Below are 16,420 nucleotides of genomic sequence, written 5' to 3'. Positions count from 1 at the left end.
AGAGCACCCCTTTGAGACAGTGCAAATATAGAAAAGTATTAAGATAAATGTATAAAGTATCAAGATTTAGTTTGTGATCTCTTTCTTTATACTTAATTCTCCAATCTTAATACTAAAAATCAGGTTTTCTTCTTGATTGTTTAAGATCCGAAACGTTCTTTTTATCTTTAATTCTCTTTTTAATTACTGATTTCGGAACTTTTGTAGCTTTTCTGACCTTAGGAACATAAAGTCCTTTTTTTATTAACTCTAGAAATCTCTTTATAACAATTTCTTTGTTTTTTAACTGACTTCTATCTTCATCACAATTCAAAATCAGAATATTTTCAGAAGTTAAACGAGTTGATAAATTGTCTTTTAAAAGTATTTTTTCTTCATCAGACAAAGCTTGAGAATTATCTAAATCAAAACTCAAAACTACCTTTGACGAAACTTTATTTACGTTTTGTCCGCCGGCGCCACTGCTCCGAACGGCTTTAAAGCCCAACTCTGATATGATTTTTTCTGTATCCATTTTATTGTGGCTGATGCGCTGCTTTCAATAAATCATTTACTGTTTTTACAGGATTAAAAGTAATTAAAGGAACTGCAACAAAAATAGTTAACCAATTTGCCATCGATCCGTTCCATAATCCTGGAAGTTCATAACTTTTTACTGGTTTTCCTTCAACACTTTTTTCAACAATAAAACCAGATTTTTGATCAACAAATTGTTTTAGATCAAATTTTTCTCCCTTATAATTTTTAATTCCGCAAACCAAATCTACAGGATTAAAATGTGTTGCATCTTCTAAAATTTGGAGCTGTCTTTTGTTTGCTAAATCGACCTGTGATGTTTCTACAATTTGCAATGAAACTTCACCTTTTTCATTCATCACCCAAAATGGTCCGCCGCCAGGTTCACCTTCGTTTCTAACCATTCCGCAAACTCTGATCGGACGGTCTAATAGTTCTTTGATTTTAGCAAGTTTATTTTCAAAAGTAAATTTATTAAAATCGCTAGTCATTTGAATATTTAACTTTTGGATTAAAACATCCACAATTTCAACCAGATCATTTTCTGTCACTTCCCCTTTTTCAATTTTTCTTAAATAATCAAACACTTTCTGTTGGACCTCGATCAAAATACCACCTAAAGCCTTTTTATACAATGTAATTTTATCGATATGATTTTGAATTACGTTGTCTATATTTTTAATAAAAATGATATCAGAATCCAGATTATTCAGATTTTCAATTAAGGCACCATGCCCTCCAGGTCTAAAAACCAAACTTCCATTACTGTTACGAACAATTTTGTTTTGTATGTCTACATTAATAGAGTCTGTACTTTTATTTTGATAAGAATATGCAATATTAATAGTAGTGCCAGATTCCTTTTCAATTTTTTCTTTAACCTGATCAATTGCTGTTTCAAACAGATCTTGATGCATTTCTGAAACCGTAAAATGTAAATTGGAGACATTGTTTGCAGTTGCATAATGCACACACTCGTTCAAATGTTCTTCTATTGGATTCGCAATATGTGTTTTATATAAATGAAAAGGCAAAACAGCTTTAGGCTTATTTGCTGCATTAAGATAATCTGAAGATAATAATACTTGTATAAAGTAATAGTTTTTATAATCTCTTTCTAAAGTCTCGAAATCTGGATAAAGCTCTCGTAATTTTTTATCAATAGTTTTAAAGAAAGGAAACTTCTCCATTCCAACAATAAAAATGGCAAGTTCCTTATCATTTTTTCTGTTGATGTAAGCATTTATTGTTTCTTTCTGAATGTCGAAATCATTTAAAAAAGCTGTTAAAAATTTAAACATCCTAGTAGCTGCACCAGAAGCAGGAACAAACTTTTTAATTTTTAGATTTTCTTTATGATTGTCAAAAAAAGCTGCTTTTTCTACAAACTCAGTTTGAGATAAACTTAAAATACCGTTGCTGATTGTTGCAGGACTTATTAAACTACTTTTTGCTATTCCATTTTTAAATATATCTAATTGTTTTAGAATATTTTCAAAAGGAATACCATGATTATATATCTCAACAAAATCCTCAGATGATAATCCTTTATCTTTGGCTAATGCTAAATTATCAATAATTGAAATCGCTTTTTTCAAACGGCTCACTTTATCTCCAGATAATGTAATAAACGGCTTTTTGGTATCAATTAGGGTTTGTTTGAAAACAGAAAACACTGTTTCTCTTCCTTCTGGGGTATCTCGAATATCATCTTTCTCCCAAGGAACATCAATATCTGTTAAAAAGAATAAATCGTATTCGTGTTTCAAAGCGGCTTCATTTAGAAGCGGATCACAAAAACCATAATACATTTCAGAAAAAACTTTTGTTACCATCAAATTGGTATCACAAAACAGATATTTATTTGCTGAAGCCAGTTTTTGATTTTCTAATGCAGTCTGACCGTAAGCAATTGGCATCATATCATCTGCAACACAGATATGCTTATTTTCTTCCCACTTTTCTTGTAGATAATCACGTGCAAATTCTGGAACCCATTCGGTTTCGTAATATTCTGCAAGCTGTTTTGCTAATGTGGTTTTACCTGTACTTTCAGGTCCAAATAAAGCAATTTTTATTATAGTTGTTTTTTGCTGTCTAAGATCTTTCTCCATTCTAAATAAGCTGAAATAGCCAAAATTGTAAAAATTATATATTGAAGTGACAACATTCCTAAGCCGCGATAAGCATAGAGAGGTACAACAATAATATCACCAATAATCCAAAGTGTCCAGTTTTCTATTTTTTTTCTGGCCATGTACCACATTCCCGCAAAAAATATTCCAGACGAAATCATGTCTACATAATTGTCTGGTTTAATTTCGTAATCAAAATATTTATAAATTCCGAAAACTACAAAAACGGTAACAATAAACAGGAAGATTCCAATTATTTTTTCATTAAAAGTTGTACGAGTAATCGGCAGATTGTCTTCAACAGTTCCTCCTTTTGCCCAAACATACCACCCGTAAATACTCATTATTGAAAAATATGCATTAATAATCATATCTCCAATATAACCTGCGACATACAAAAGGTAAACTGAAATTACCGTTGCAATTAATCCTGTTGGGTAAACCCAAATATTTTCTTTTTTTGCCAACCAAACACTTAAAATACCAAAAACAAATACTAAAAACTCAAGAGCAATATGCCACAACGGCGCATTTTTATAACTATCAAGAAAAAAGTCAATCATTTTTGTGGTATTTAAAGGCGGTTAATTTTTTTATGAATCAAAAAAATGACTGTCATTTTCAAAAGCAGTTCCTATAACTACTAAATCTGCTCCAGCATTATAAGCTTGTTTAATTCCTTGCAAATCTACAATTCCTCCACCAACAATAACAGGAATTTCTACGTTTTGAGCAATCAGCGAAATCATTCCCAAAGGAACAGGCTTTTTTGCCCCGCTTCCTGCTTCTAAATAAATTAATTTGTTCCCGAGCATTTCACCGGCTTGTGCCGTGGCAAGAGCCAAATCAAAATTTTCACGGTTCATAGGTTTTGTTTTACTAACGCGCGCAACAGCTGTTTCATTGCCGCTTTCTATTAAAATATAACCTGTCGAAATAACCTCAAGATTTGTCTTTTTTAGGATCGGTGCTGCCTGAACTTGATATTCTATTAAATAATCAGGATTTCTCCCCGATAATAAAGATAGAAACAAAATAGCATCTGCCTGTGGCGAAATCTGCGAAGGATCTCCAGGAAATATTACAACCGGTAAATTTGTTTTTTGTTTTAACTGCGCAATTAAATCTTCTAAAATAGTACTTTGAACTATACTTCCTCCAACAAAAATATGGGTTGCAGGAGATTGATTTATTTTAAGCAATAAATGATCTAAGTTCTCCCACACAATTTTATCGGGATCCAGAAGTATAGCCAATAATTTTTGACCATTTTTCTTGGCTTCTAAAATTTGTTGATGGATCGTTATAAGTAATTTTTGTTCCATAATGACTGTAAAAGTAAAAAGTTTTTAACGTAGAAGAACTATTATGAATGAATTATATTTGTAATGTCTTTGTTAAGAAACAATTTATGATCGCAGCTGAATTATTAAAGAAATATGGTGCAGTAAAAAAGTCTTTTGCAAAAGGTGAAATTATCTTTGAAGAAGGAAATCTGCCAGCGTATTATTATCAGATAGCTTCTGGCGAAATTAAAATGTGCAATTATAATGATGACGGACGAGAATTTATTCAGGGAATATTTTATAAAGAGCAGTCTTTTGGAGAACCTCCATTATTTTTAAACCAAAAATATCCTGCCAATTCCATTGCTGTAGAAGACAGCCAGATTTTGCTTCTTCCCAAATCTAATTTTATGAAACTGCTGGAAGAGAATCCTGCAATAAGCATTAAAATAATCGAAAACCTTGCGCAGCGATTGTACTATAAATCAGTTATGGCTGCGGAAATATCGACACATGAACCAGAACATAGGGTTTTAAAACTAATCGATCACGGAATTGCTTACTTTAATTTTCAAAAAGATAAAAATGGTTATCTGATTAATTTTACGAGACAGCAGATCGGAGATTTAACGGGTTTGCGTGTAGAAACTGTGATTCGAGCCATAAAAGCTCTGGAAAAAAAAGGAGAATTGAAGATAATAAACAGGAAAGTATACAGATAAAAAAGTTCTTGTTTTATGATTTAAATCATAAAATGCAGCGGTATTGAGGGCGTATCTTTGTGGTATAAAAATCTCAATATCATGACACTATATCAAACAACCTTCGAAAATTTCAATAAAAGTTATATGGGTTCTGCTGCAATGGCTGTAATTGGTCAAAGCTGTTTAGGTGGCGCTGCGGCTATGTACGTTTTAGCTAATGGAACTTCTGTTTTTCAAATGATCCAGCTAGCTATTATAGTTTTAGCCTGTATCTTTGTAAACACTTCAATTTTGGCACAAATGAAACATAAAGTGGTTTTTAACCTTTTAATTCTGAGTGCATTTTTAAGTGTAGCATTTATTCTTTTAAACACTTTTATTCTGTGAAAAAACAAATAGAAAATAGAGCTGACATTGAATTTCTAGTACATCAGTTCTACGATAAAATAAGAGCCGATCAAGAAATCGGCTTTTATTTTAATAAAATGATTACCGATTGGGATGCACATCTTGAAAAGCTAACCGATTTCTGGGAAACAAACTTATTTGCTGTACGCAAATACAAAGGAAATCCACATGCGGTTCATAATGAAGTTGATGCTCATTTTAACGAAAATATTACAGCAAACGAATTCGGTATCTGGCTGAATCACTGGGCACAGACGTTAGATGAACATTTTGAAGGGGAAAATGTCGAAACCTTAAAAAGACGCGCCCGAAAAATGAGTACTTTTCTGTATATGAGTATGTTTCAGCACAGAAAAAAAGAAAGTTAATCCTCGTTCAACCTTGACTATGATGGATTTAACAAATGAGATTGCTTCGTTCCTCGCAATGACTAAGCTGAAAACTGTCACTGAAAACTGCGACTAAAAACTACTTCTCAAAAGCATAAACCAAAGTAAAGGTTCCTTCAAAATTATCTGATTTGATTTCTTCGTAATGCACATCAAAATCTTTTACTAAATCATCAAAATGAAGACTGGACTCTGTTTGTTTTTTTTCTAAAGAAAAATCTTCAACTCTAATATGATCTTTAAAGCTGATTCCTTTTTCATTTCTGATTTTAAAGATCGCCTCTTTAGCGCCCCAAATAACGGTAAGCTTTTTAATATATTCTTCTATAAATTTTGGCTCTAAATAATTGCATTCATAATCAGTAAATTTATCTGCAATTTTCTGAATTTTTTCGCGCTGCAATTCCATATCAATTCCTACGGTCTCATGACTTATAATTATTGCCGCAAAATGATATGAATGTGTAATTGAGATATAATTATGACAATCAAAATACGGTTTTCCGAATTCGTCATAATGCAAATCTTTATCTGTAAAACCCATTTCCTGAATCAGCATTCGAACACTCAAAAAAGCACGTTGATGCATTTGAGACTTCATTCCGTTCAATCTTTTTTGTGTCTTTTCTTTCAACACAACTTTGCTTAATAACTCTTCTAAAGATTCGGTTATTTCCCAAATTAAAATTTTAGTAGTTTCATTGAATTGTATGGTCTGAAATAGAGGCATTTCTTTTTTAATTGTAAATTATGAATGGTTAATTTTAAACCATATAAGTAATATCAGAAAATATAACCGCTGGCTCAAAAAATGTATTAGTAAATATAAGCAATTCACTGCAAAGGTCATAGTTTAAGAATCTTTTTTAAATGAACTCCTATCACTTATATGGCAAAAAATGATTTTTAGAGTAACATTCTAGAGATTAAGAAATTAAAGATTTCACAAATCTGACAGAAAGTAGTAAAAATAAAAACCTATTATGTAAATTTGCAAAAATTTTACAATATACAAATATACACTATAAATGAGTACTACAACTACGCCTTATGTGGCTTTCAAAGTAAAAGACATTTCTCTAGCGGCTTGGGGAAGAAAAGAAATTGAATTAGCTGAAGCTGAAATGCCAGGTTTAATGGCGCTTCGTGCTGAATATAAAGACGAACAACCTCTTAAAGGTGCTCGTATCGCTGGATGTTTACACATGACGATTCAAACTGCTGTTTTAATCGAAACTTTAATCGCTCTTGGTGCTGAGGTTACTTGGTCTTCTTGTAACATTTTCTCTACTCAAGATCAAGCTGCTGCTGCTATTGCTGCTGCTGGAATTCAAGTTTATGCTTGGAAAGGTCTTGACGAAGAATCATTTGACTGGTGTATTGAGCAGACTTTATTCTTTGGTGAAGACAGAAAACCATTGAACATGATTCTTGATGATGGTGGAGATTTAACTAACATGGTTATTGATCGTTACCCAGAATTGGTTCCTGGAATTAAAGGTCTTTCTGAAGAAACTACAACTGGTGTTCACAGACTTTACGAAAGAGTAAAAGCTGGAACTCTTCCAATGCCTGCAATCAACATCAACGACTCTGTTACTAAATCTAAATTTGATAACAAATACGGTTGTAAAGAATCTGCTGTAGATGCTGTACGTCGTGCAACTGACTTAATGTTGGCTGGAAAAAGAGTAATCGTTTGTGGATACGGTGATGTTGGAAAAGGAACTGCTGCTTCTTTTAGAGGTGCTGGTTCTATTGTAACAGTTACTGAAATCGATCCAATTTGTGCTTTACAAGCGGCAATGGACGGTTATGAAGTTAAAAAATTAAACACTGTAATTGCAAATGCTGATATCATCATTACAACTACAGGAAATAAAGATATCGTTCTTGGAGAGCACTTCGAACAAATGAAGGATAAAACGGTTGTTTGTAACATCGGTCACTTCGATAACGAAATCGATATGGCTTGGTTAAACAAAAACCACGGTGCTTCTAAAATCGAAATCAAACCTCAGGTTGACAAATACAACATCAACGGAAAAGATATCATTATCTTGGCTGAAGGTCGTTTAGTAAACCTTGGTTGTGCTACAGGTCACCCAAGTTTTGTAATGAGTAACTCATTTACAAACCAGACTTTGGCTCAAATCGAATTATGGAATAACAGCGCAGCTTACAAAAACGAAGTTTACATGTTACCAAAACATTTAGATGAAAAAGTTGCTGCTTTACACTTAGCTAAATTAGGCGTTGAGTTAGAAACTTTACGTGAAGATCAAGCTGCTTATATTGGTGTTCCAGTTGAAGGTCCATTCAAACCAGAATACTACAGATACTAAATTGATTTTAGATTTCTGAATTAAGATTTCAGATTTCTTTGATTATCTATATCAAACCCGACAGGTTTTTGAAACCTGTCGGGTTTTCTGTTTTAAATTCGAAATTTTAAGTTTAAATTTGAAATAAAAGAACCCGCCAAAATATAATTATGATTGAAAATGTTTTATGTGAAGTACATGGCTCAAAAGAAATGACTTTTGGATGTATTCATATTGCAATGGCAATAGATACAAAAGATAAAGTCGGATTTTTCTATTCTGAAGCTGAAGAAGATCTTCCGCAAATTGCTTGGTGTGGTGAATGCGAACAGTGGCTTCTAGACAATGGTGAGGAATGGACTGAAGTTTTTCAAGCCAAAGCCGATTTTAAAATGCTATGTGCCGATTGCTTTGATGAAGCAAAAAATAACGAAACAGAAATTCATCTGCGATAAATAAATTTCCATGAAAAAGGTTGTAATTCTTTATACGTTTCTCGTTAGCTGCACTGCACTTGCACAAACCAGCGATACATGGACTGCTTTTTGGAACAAAGACACTACAAAAATTGGTTTTCAAGATAAAAATGGTGTAATTAAAATTGAACCTAAATTTACTGGGTTTACGATTGCACGTAAATTTGAAAATATTATTGCTGTTACAGAAGAGGAAAATAATAGGTGGAAAAGCTATTACTTAACTAAGGAAGGAAAAATAGTGGGGCGTGACAGTTTATATACTTTTGATAACAGTACAGATTGCGAAAGTGAGGGTTTTATAAGATTTCGAGATCCGAAAACTGATAAAATGGGAATCTTCAACAGCAAAGGAAAAATCGTCATTCCAGCTGATTATAGTGCTTTATCAAATGTTAGAAACGGAGTGCTTACCGTTCTTAAAGATGCGAAAAAAGAAAGAGAACCAGGCGACGAACATTTTTTCTGGTCTGGCGGAAAAGAATTTCTTATCGACATCAACAACAAAGTTTTAATTGAAAATTTTGCTTATAATGACAATTTAAATTTTTATTCTTTAGAAAAATCAAAAGAACCTAATAAAGACCCAATAAGAGAAAATTTTAAGGGAGTTGATGGACAATATTATTCTTTCATAAATTTTGAAAAAGAATTTAAATTCTGGTTAGAGAACAATTTACTTAAAGATTTATCCAAAGGCAATTTAGAAAAATATTCTTTTGACAAAATTACTTACTGGAAAGAACCAGACGGCTGGATAAATTCGTCTAAAACTAAATTCATCAATCAAAATTATACCTATTTAAAATTAAAATTACAGGAACTTAAAAATCCAAAAACCGATTATTTTATTTCTTCTGGCGGACTTAATCAGTTTATTTTTGAGTCAAGTGAGTACGAAATCTATTTCAACAATTGCAATGAATCTAAAGATTGGATGTATCCTACTATGAACATTGTCATCAATCCAAAAAACAAAACAGATCGAGGGCAAGATCATTTTGAGTTTTTAAGAACTGAAAACGGTTATAAATTGATAAGTGTTTCGGATCGGAAAGATAATCTGAAATAATAAATGTCTTTTTTTTGAATAAAATAATATGGAAAAAGAAGATTTCAAACAAAATTTACAAAAAGCGCTTGACGGACTTATAGATTTCACTCAAGAAATGGTAATAAATAAATTACCTGCGAGTTATAAATTCATAATTAAAACGAACTGCTCATTTGATAAAAATGATTTAGAAAATGACGAGGAAATTTTCCCAGATGATAAAATTGACGAAACAAGTTCTGTCAATCCCGCCTCAGAGTCAGCCGTAATTGATTATTTATGGAGAAATGGTAAGGTTCCACAATGGATTAATGTTCAGGTTAGCAGCTGCGATTCTGATTTTAGTTATGTGACATTAGAATGCTGTGGCAGGTATTCGGCTTTTTTAAATCACAAAGACGGTCCTTTTCGGCCTTTAGGCCCCAATATCCCCTATCGGTATATCGACCCGGTTACCGAAAAGCTTCGTCAAAAAATTGATTTAAATGAGATTAACAAAGTTTAAATCTTTCGTGTCCCTTTGTGATTTTGCGATTAAAAAACAAAGCAAGTTTCGGATTTTATAGCAGTAGAAACCAATCGATCTTTGCCTTATAAAATTGAAGAAGATGAACACACAGGAAACCATCAATTATAATCGTATCGCCGAAGCTATAGATTATATCAAAGCTAATTTTAAAGAGCAGCCCAATCTTGATGAGGTTGCCGGGAAAGTGCATTTGAGTCCGTTTCACTTTCAAAGGCTTTTTAGCGATTGGGCAGGAACAAGTCCGAAGAAATTTTTGCAGTATACAAGTCTCGAACACGCCAAAAAACTACTCAAAGAAAATCAGGCAACGATTTCAGAAACAGCTTATGAAACTGGTTTATCCGGCACAAGCCGACTCCATGATTTGTTTGTAAATATCGAAGGAATGACTCCAGCGGAATATAAAAACGGAGGAAAAAATCTCGCCATAAATTACAGTTTTGCCGAAAGTCCGTTTGGAAATATAATTGTTGCGTCAACTCAAAAAGGCGTTTGTTTTATGGCTTTCGCCGAAGATGAAACAATCGGATTTGTGGATTTAAAAAACAAATTCCCAAATGCGTCTTTCACAAGAAAATTAGATTTAGCACAACAAAATGCGCTATTTATTTTTCAAAACGACTGGAGCAAATTATCTGAAATCAAACTGCATTTAAAAGGCACCGATTTTCAATTGAAAGTCTGGGAAACTTTATTAAAAATTCCAATGGGACAGCTTTCTACTTATGGTTCCATTGCACAGCAAATTGAAAAACCAAATGCTTCTCGCGCGGTAGGAACTGCAATTGGCAGTAATCCTGTTGCGTTTTTAATTCCGTGCCACCGCGTGATTCAGTCTTCTGGAATTTTTGGCGGATATATGTGGGGAAATACCCGAAAAACGGCCATAATTGGCTGGGAAGGCGCACAGGTAAATCCATAAAAATAAAACTCCAAATTTCGAATTCCAAATTTCAATGATTAACCTTCATTGAAAATTTCATAAAATCCAATTGCTATGCAAACTATACAATCTAGAATTGCTTCTCAAAACTGGGAAAGCATCACCGAATCTATGCACCAAAGTGGTTTCTCTATCATCCCAAATCTTCTCACAAACGAAGAATGCGAAGATTTAAAATTCGACTATGATAATCCAACTTCATATCGAAAAACTGTGGTAATGGAGCGTTATCGATTTGGTTTAGGTGAATATAAATATTTCAATTATCCTCTGCCCGATTTGATTCAGAATATTCGAACTTCTATTTATCCGAAATTGGCACCAATTGCAAATGCCTGGATGAAAGCTCTAAACATCAATACTTTTTTTCCTGAAAAACATGAAGAATTATTGAAACAATGCCATGACAATAATCAATTGAAGGCGACGGTTTTGATTTTAAAATATGGAAAAAGCGGATTTAATACTTTGCATCAAGATCTGTATGGTGATATTTATTTCCTCATTCAAATTGTACTTTTTCTTTCAGAACCTGATGAAGATTTTACAGGCGGAGAATTTATATTAACGCAGCAAACGCCAAGAGCGCAATCGAAAGCAATTGTTTTAAAACCAAAAAAAGGAGATGTTTTGGTTTTTACTACTAACTTCAGACCTGTAAGAGGAACAAAAGGATATTATCGAGTTAACATGAAACATGGTGTCAGTGAAGTTCATTCTGGTGAACGTTATACGTTGGGAATTATTTTTCATGATGCGTTGTCATAGACACCCAATATTTCTGTAGAGACGCACTGCTGTGCGTCTCCGCAAAGATTGTCGACAAAGAATCTTTGTGGAGATACGTGACGTTAGACGCACTGCTGTGCGTCTCTACAATACAAAACTTACCACTTCATGATTAATCATCAAAAAATAACCGATTCTGAATTGCTCCGTAAAATTAAAAATGCGGAAATTTGCTTTGGCGGCAACCGAAAACTAAAAATATACGGAACGCTGAAATGCTCTTCGGGAAAAAGAATGAAACGCGAAAATCGGGTTTTCTTTTCTTCTGAAAATCAAGCTCGAAATAATGGATTCAGGCCTTGCGGACATTGCATGAAATCCGAATATTTAAAATGGAAAAATGGACTTATTTAATCCCCAAATAGACGAAACTACGAATTTGCTTCCTAAGGATGGAACTGTAAATTATTACGGAAAATTGTTTTCACGAGAAGAAGCTGATTTCTATCGCGATATTTTGCTCAATACAATTGAATGGAAAAATGATGAAGCCATTATCTTTGGAAAACTAATTTTAACGAAACGAAAAGTAGCGTGGTACGGCGATAAGGAATTTGAATATACCTATTCCAACACTACGAAAAAAGCACTTCCGTGGACAACCGAATTATTAAAACTAAAAACTTCTATAGAAGAAAAAACAGGAGAAACTTTTAATTCTTGTTTGTTGAATTTATATCATTCTGGCGAAGAAGGAATGGCTTGGCACAGTGATGCCGAAAAAGATTTGAAAAAAAATGGCGCTATTGGTTCGGTAAGTTTTGGCGCTGAACGTAAATTCGCTTTCAAACATAAAGAAACCAAAGAAACGGTTTCACTGATTTTAGAACATGGAAGTTTATTGGTTATGAAAGATGAAACGCAGACCCATTGGCTGCATCGATTACCGCCAACTAAAACCACTCAAAAACCAAGGGTAAATTTGACTTTTAGAACAATTGTCAAATAGAATTTCGAATAGTATTACTTTTTACCTATAACATTTTGATACGAACGTATTAACGCATCTTCGAACATTTCTGGTCGTACTTTTGAAAGTTCCACAGTAGTCCAGCCTTGTTTACCCCATTTATTTGGAACGGGATAAAAAATCATTTCGCTCGATGCACAAAAAACCGATTGATCGATTTCGTTTAATTTTAAAACAGCGTGATTGTTCTTTTCATCAAAAGTGGCAAAGATTTTCTTTTTGACACGAAAAGAGGTTTTCTCAAAATGAGGCTCTTCGGATGCATCTGGAAACGATAATGCTAATTTTCTAAATGTTTCAATTGAGATCATAATCGTAAATTATTTATCAGACGTAACAAGTTTTAAAAACCATTTATGTCTCGGTTAAATTAATTTTACCATCCCTGATTCAGTCCATTTTTTAAAACCTCATCATATTTTTCTTTATCAAAAGAATACAAGTTTGGTGCTTTGTGTGCAACGTTGCTTTTCTTTTCGTCTAGCTTCGTTAGAATTCCGATATTCGTGATTTTACGTAAAAAATTCCTGCGGTCCAGCTTTTTGTCCAAAATAGTTTCATACAATTTCTGCAGCTCTGGAATGGTAAATTTCTCTGGCAGTAAATTATATCCAATTGGCATTAAATTCAACTCAACCCTTAAGGTATCCAGCGCCTTATCGAGAATCTCACGGTGGTCTAAAATAAGTTCTGGAACTTCTTTATGGTCAATCCATTCTACAACTTCATATCTGTTCATCGGATTTGGAAGAATTTTTGAAAAATCAACCAATGCATAATATCCAATTGTAACAAAACGGCGCGTAAGCCATTTTCCTTTTTCTTCCTCTATTTGTAAATACTCTAAAATCTTTTTGTCAAAATGCTGTGCATTACGTTTTACTTTTCCAAAAGTCGCAAATTGTCTCAAGAAAACACCTTCTACTCCAGTTCGACTGCTTAAGACCGTATTGGCAGCAGTATCTATATCCTGATCCACTGGAATGAATCCGCCGGGAAGAGACCATTTATCTGCTCGTTCTACTTTTAACAATAAAACTTTAAGCTGATTGTCGTGAAAACCAAAAATTACACAATCGATAGAAAGTCCAGGCTGGTAATTTTCATTATTGTCTATAATGTCTTTTAACATTCGAATATTTAAGGGTAAATCTTTCTTTCAATAATAGTGCAATTTACTTCATTTTTATAAAACCGAATTACTTTTGCGAAACAGAGTTGCATTTCTTAATAAAATAGAGAAGTGTATGAATCACAATTTTAACTAAAATTTAAAGTTCAAATTTAAAAAAAATAATTACATTGCGTCATAATAACACATTACAGATCTGAATTGTTAAATTCTAATCTTAATTTATAGAAATCTACTAAAAATCAGTTTGTTTCTTCTCAAAGATAAAAATTGAAAGTTTAAAAATACAGGAGTTATGATTGCCAATCCGTTAAAAAATATTAATCAAAAAATTAGAACAAAAATCTGGAGTTCATTCGGCTTTGTTTCAAAAACATATCTTCTGGAAGCTTCTTTAAAATATAGTGAAGAACAGGAAAGAATTTTCAATGAAATGATTACCGAAACTGATGTCAAAAATAAAAAAGCAAAACAAGAAGCTTATGAAAGAGCTTTATATGCTTCTTATAAAGGAATTGGCGCTATGGATTTTATAAATACTGTCTTGAGATAATTTCCCTTCAACCTAATCATTTATAGAACCTCGCTCTCACGTGAGGTTTTTTATTTCCATAAATTTCATATTATTATAAGGCAAAATAGCGCATTATTACTTATTTTCGCTTTAAGTAAGAATACACATATAAAAAATAACATGGAAAATACCATTGAAACAGAAAGTTACAAAATTCAAAAACCAGAAAACTGGGCTTCAATAATAAATGATGATCAACTAATTGGATACATAAAAGAATCTGACTTTTCAAATAAACAGGTTGACGAAGGAAGAGACTTCTGTTATTTCTTAGATAAAATTTACTATACAAGTGATACAGAAAACAGCGAATATGCCTGCGTAGCCTATACACTTAATGAACCTTCAAATCTAGAAAGTGCTTCTGTAAAAGATGTTGTTGTTGAAGAAAATGAAACCTTCATTATACACAGAATTAGTGTTCTTAGAGACGGCGTTTTGATTGATAAAATCCCAGATACAAAGATTAAAGTTCTGGACAATGAAAATCAAAGTGAAGGCGGTGTCTTGAGCAGTACTAAAAAAATAAATATTACGATTAAAGATTTACGTCTTTATGATATTCTAATTGCTGAAGATTCAAGAGTAAAAGTTTTTACTGATCGTGATTTTCTTAGAAAAGAATATTTAAAATATGTTTACGTAACTCCAAGTACTTACTGGGCTTACGGAAATTATAAATTTACTTTTATTAATGACCGAAAAGCTCCAATCGCATACAAGAAAACATTCTATAGAGATAACGCTGGAAATGTTTTGGAACCGGAAATTAATTATCTAAAAAAGGGAGAAAGATTTGTAATTGAAAAAGAAAATTACATCAACTCTTTTGATATCAACAGAGAAATTGCTCCTTATATTGATTTTGCGACAGATAGTAATTGGACTGATTTATCTAATTATATTTCACCTTTATACGACGAAATTTACTCTAACGCTTCTTTAAAAGAATTTGCTCCTAAGCTGGTAGAAAAGCTAGATGCAATTTCAGATAAGGATGAGCAGCTTCGATTTGCTATAGAATATGTACAAAACCATGTAAATTATATTTTTAATGCTGATGAAATGAATGGGCATAAGCCGCAAGAACCTGCTATTACGTATGAAAACAAACAGGGAGATTGCAAGGCTAAATCTGTTTTACTAAAAGTGGTTTTAGATTATATCAATATAGATTCGTCTGTTGTATTGGTTAACTTCAATTCAGATCATTACATCAAACATTATCTGCCTTCTCTTCTTACTTTTAATCATGTGATTGTAAAAATCAATTATAAGGATGAAACTTATTTTATTGATGCTACAACCAGAGATGAATTTGGACTGATTGAAAATCGCTGTTTTATTTACTTTATGCATTATTTGGAAGTAAAACCAAACCAGCAGTTACAAATTAGAAAACCACATAGATTCTCTTATTATGGTATTAATGAAAAAGTAGATTTTAGTGCGCAAAATAATGAAGGGCATCTAAAATTGACTACTACATACAAAGGAAACCGTGCCAATTACATGCGTAAATATTTTAAGAACACGAATAAAAGGGAAATAATTGACAGTTGGAACAATTTCTTATTTTATACTTTAAATTATTCTAGTGACCGAAACGGAACTGATATTAGAACGATATTTAAAGACGCTGCAATTGAAATTGTCAGTGATGATAAAATGCTGAATGAGTTTACAATTCAGTACAATTCATCTATTGAAAATCCTTATTTTACAGATGATCAAAAGAATCGTTTTTTAATGTATTTTGATCGAAATGTGGTGAAGAATAATGCGCGCGATTTTATGCATACCGATGTTCCGTTCTGGCATAATTTTGATAACGAAAAATATGAAATCAATCTCCATACAGATCAGAAAATAGATACCGAAGAGAAATTTACGCGCCAGGAAAGCAACATAAATAATCCTTATTTTGATTATACAAGCCGTAAAAAAGTAACTAAAAACAGTGCCTCTATTTTTGTAGATTTTAAACCGCTGGTTAATTTAGAAATTCCTGCAGCTGATTTTGAAAAGTTCAGAACAGATCATCACACGATTGCCGACAGCAATTTTGGAGTAGGAATTGATATTATAGAGCAAGGTTTGCTTAATCTTATAAAATTCAACTTTAAAAAACGTCTTAAATAATTTGTATAAAAAATGGGGCTTAACGGCCCCATTTTTATTTATTAAAAGT

The 16,420-nt window shown here is 32.5% G+C and carries 20 protein-coding genes; 13 read left to right on the top strand and 7 right to left on the bottom strand.

The window, feature by feature from the left end; genetic code table 11:
• Nucleotides 1-112 precede the first annotated feature (112 nt).
• Genes arfB through QMG60_RS07290 form a run of 4 tightly spaced genes read right to left on the bottom strand, consistent with a single transcriptional unit; the run spans nt 113 to nt 3,976 of the window.
• Nucleotides 113-514 (bottom strand): alternative ribosome rescue aminoacyl-tRNA hydrolase ArfB, encoded by a 402-nt coding sequence (arfB, locus tag QMG60_RS07305; RefSeq protein ID WP_281867348.1) that lies wholly within the window; start codon nt 512-514, stop codon nt 113-115.
• 1 nt (nt 515) lies between these two features.
• A complete protein-coding gene (locus tag QMG60_RS07300) occupies nt 516-2,630 on the bottom strand; it encodes a DUF4301 family protein (protein ID WP_281867347.1) in 2,115 nt (704 codons plus the stop codon).
• Nucleotides 2,594-3,214, bottom strand: a complete 621-nt coding sequence (pnuC, locus tag QMG60_RS07295) for a nicotinamide riboside transporter PnuC (RefSeq protein WP_057117499.1) — start codon at nt 3,212-3,214, stop codon at nt 2,594-2,596. The genes QMG60_RS07300 and pnuC overlap by 37 nt, the downstream gene beginning before the upstream one ends.
• 30 nt (nt 3,215-3,244) lie before the next feature.
• The gene (locus tag QMG60_RS07290; RefSeq protein WP_281867346.1) at nt 3,245-3,976 is read right to left on the bottom strand and encodes a geranylgeranylglyceryl/heptaprenylglyceryl phosphate synthase; all 732 of its coding nucleotides are present in this window, start codon (nt 3,974-3,976) and stop codon (nt 3,245-3,247) included.
• Between the two features lie 86 nt (nt 3,977-4,062).
• Here QMG60_RS07290 and QMG60_RS07285 point away from each other — a divergent pair, with 86 nt between their 5' ends.
• From QMG60_RS07285 to QMG60_RS07275, 3 genes are all read left to right on the top strand, one after another.
• Nucleotides 4,063-4,659 (top strand): Crp/Fnr family transcriptional regulator, encoded by a 597-nt coding sequence (locus QMG60_RS07285; RefSeq protein ID WP_281867345.1) that lies wholly within the window; start codon nt 4,063-4,065, stop codon nt 4,657-4,659.
• A gap of 81 nt (nt 4,660-4,740) precedes the next feature.
• Nucleotides 4,741-5,028 carry a hypothetical protein gene (locus QMG60_RS07280; protein ID WP_057117502.1) on the top strand — a complete coding sequence of 96 codons (288 nt, stop codon included), beginning with the start codon at nt 4,741-4,743 and terminating at the stop codon, nt 5,026-5,028.
• Nucleotides 5,025-5,417 carry a group III truncated hemoglobin gene (locus tag QMG60_RS07275; RefSeq protein ID WP_281867344.1) on the top strand — a complete coding sequence of 131 codons (393 nt, stop codon included), beginning with the start codon at nt 5,025-5,027 and terminating at the stop codon, nt 5,415-5,417. The genes QMG60_RS07280 and QMG60_RS07275 overlap by 4 nt, the downstream gene beginning before the upstream one ends.
• 100 nt (nt 5,418-5,517) lie before the next feature.
• Here QMG60_RS07275 and QMG60_RS07270 read toward each other — a convergent pair whose 3' ends face one another.
• Nucleotides 5,518-6,168, bottom strand: coding sequence for a 4'-phosphopantetheinyl transferase superfamily protein (locus QMG60_RS07270; RefSeq protein WP_281867343.1), 651 nt, complete (start codon nt 6,166-6,168; stop codon nt 5,518-5,520).
• 298 nt (nt 6,169-6,466) lie between these two features.
• Here QMG60_RS07270 and ahcY point away from each other — a divergent pair, with 298 nt between their 5' ends.
• The 8 genes from ahcY (at nt 6,467) to QMG60_RS07230 (ending at nt 12,502) form a co-directional block, all read left to right on the top strand.
• Nucleotides 6,467-7,783 carry an adenosylhomocysteinase gene (gene ahcY, locus QMG60_RS07265; protein ID WP_134139299.1) on the top strand — a complete coding sequence of 439 codons (1,317 nt, stop codon included), beginning with the start codon at nt 6,467-6,469 and terminating at the stop codon, nt 7,781-7,783.
• A 149-nt stretch (nt 7,784-7,932) separates the two neighbouring features.
• Nucleotides 7,933-8,217, top strand: a complete 285-nt coding sequence (locus tag QMG60_RS07260) for a hypothetical protein (RefSeq protein WP_057117506.1) — start codon at nt 7,933-7,935, stop codon at nt 8,215-8,217.
• Between the two features lie 10 nt (nt 8,218-8,227).
• Entirely contained in the window at nt 8,228-9,310 is a 1,083-nt protein-coding gene (locus QMG60_RS07255) for a WG repeat-containing protein (protein ID WP_281867342.1), read from the top strand.
• 28 nt (nt 9,311-9,338) lie between these two features.
• Nucleotides 9,339-9,797 (top strand): hypothetical protein, encoded by a 459-nt coding sequence (locus QMG60_RS07250; protein WP_281867341.1) that lies wholly within the window; start codon nt 9,339-9,341, stop codon nt 9,795-9,797.
• 103 nt (nt 9,798-9,900) lie between these two features.
• Nucleotides 9,901-10,743 (top strand): methylated-DNA--[protein]-cysteine S-methyltransferase, encoded by an 843-nt coding sequence (locus tag QMG60_RS07245; protein ID WP_281867340.1) that lies wholly within the window; start codon nt 9,901-9,903, stop codon nt 10,741-10,743.
• Between the two features lie 75 nt (nt 10,744-10,818).
• Entirely contained in the window at nt 10,819-11,532 is a 714-nt protein-coding gene (locus QMG60_RS07240; RefSeq protein ID WP_281867339.1) for a 2OG-Fe(II) oxygenase, read from the top strand.
• A gap of 129 nt (nt 11,533-11,661) precedes the next feature.
• Nucleotides 11,662-11,907 carry an Ada metal-binding domain-containing protein gene (locus QMG60_RS07235; RefSeq protein WP_134139288.1) on the top strand — a complete coding sequence of 82 codons (246 nt, stop codon included), beginning with the start codon at nt 11,662-11,664 and terminating at the stop codon, nt 11,905-11,907.
• The gene (locus tag QMG60_RS07230) at nt 11,894-12,502 is read left to right on the top strand and encodes an alpha-ketoglutarate-dependent dioxygenase AlkB (RefSeq protein WP_134139287.1); all 609 of its coding nucleotides are present in this window, start codon (nt 11,894-11,896) and stop codon (nt 12,500-12,502) included. The genes QMG60_RS07235 and QMG60_RS07230 overlap by 14 nt, the downstream gene beginning before the upstream one ends.
• Nucleotides 12,503-12,516: 14 nt before the next feature.
• Here QMG60_RS07230 and QMG60_RS07225 read toward each other — a convergent pair whose 3' ends face one another.
• Together QMG60_RS07225 and QMG60_RS07220 are read right to left on the bottom strand one after the other, a co-directional pair.
• Nucleotides 12,517-12,834: an MmcQ/YjbR family DNA-binding protein gene (locus QMG60_RS07225; RefSeq protein WP_134139286.1), complete on the bottom strand. Its 318-nt coding sequence runs from the start codon at nt 12,832-12,834 to the stop codon at nt 12,517-12,519.
• A gap of 65 nt (nt 12,835-12,899) precedes the next feature.
• Nucleotides 12,900-13,655, bottom strand: a complete 756-nt coding sequence (locus QMG60_RS07220) for an NUDIX hydrolase (RefSeq protein WP_281867338.1) — start codon at nt 13,653-13,655, stop codon at nt 12,900-12,902.
• Between the two features lie 295 nt (nt 13,656-13,950).
• Here QMG60_RS07220 and QMG60_RS07215 point away from each other — a divergent pair, with 295 nt between their 5' ends.
• Together QMG60_RS07215 and QMG60_RS07210 are read left to right on the top strand one after the other, a co-directional pair.
• The gene (locus tag QMG60_RS07215) at nt 13,951-14,208 is read left to right on the top strand and encodes a hypothetical protein (protein ID WP_281867337.1); all 258 of its coding nucleotides are present in this window, start codon (nt 13,951-13,953) and stop codon (nt 14,206-14,208) included.
• A gap of 141 nt (nt 14,209-14,349) precedes the next feature.
• Complete coding sequence (locus QMG60_RS07210; RefSeq protein ID WP_281867336.1) at nt 14,350-16,371, top strand: hypothetical protein; 2,022 nt, start codon at nt 14,350-14,352, stop codon at nt 16,369-16,371.
• Nucleotides 16,372-16,420 lie beyond the last annotated feature (49 nt).

The organism is Flavobacterium sp. GSB-24, assembly GCF_027924665.1.
Lineage (GTDB): Bacteria > Bacteroidota > Bacteroidia > Flavobacteriales > Flavobacteriaceae > Flavobacterium.
The sequence above is the reverse complement of the archived record's forward strand: the minus strand, read 5'-3'. Positions and strand labels throughout refer to the sequence as shown.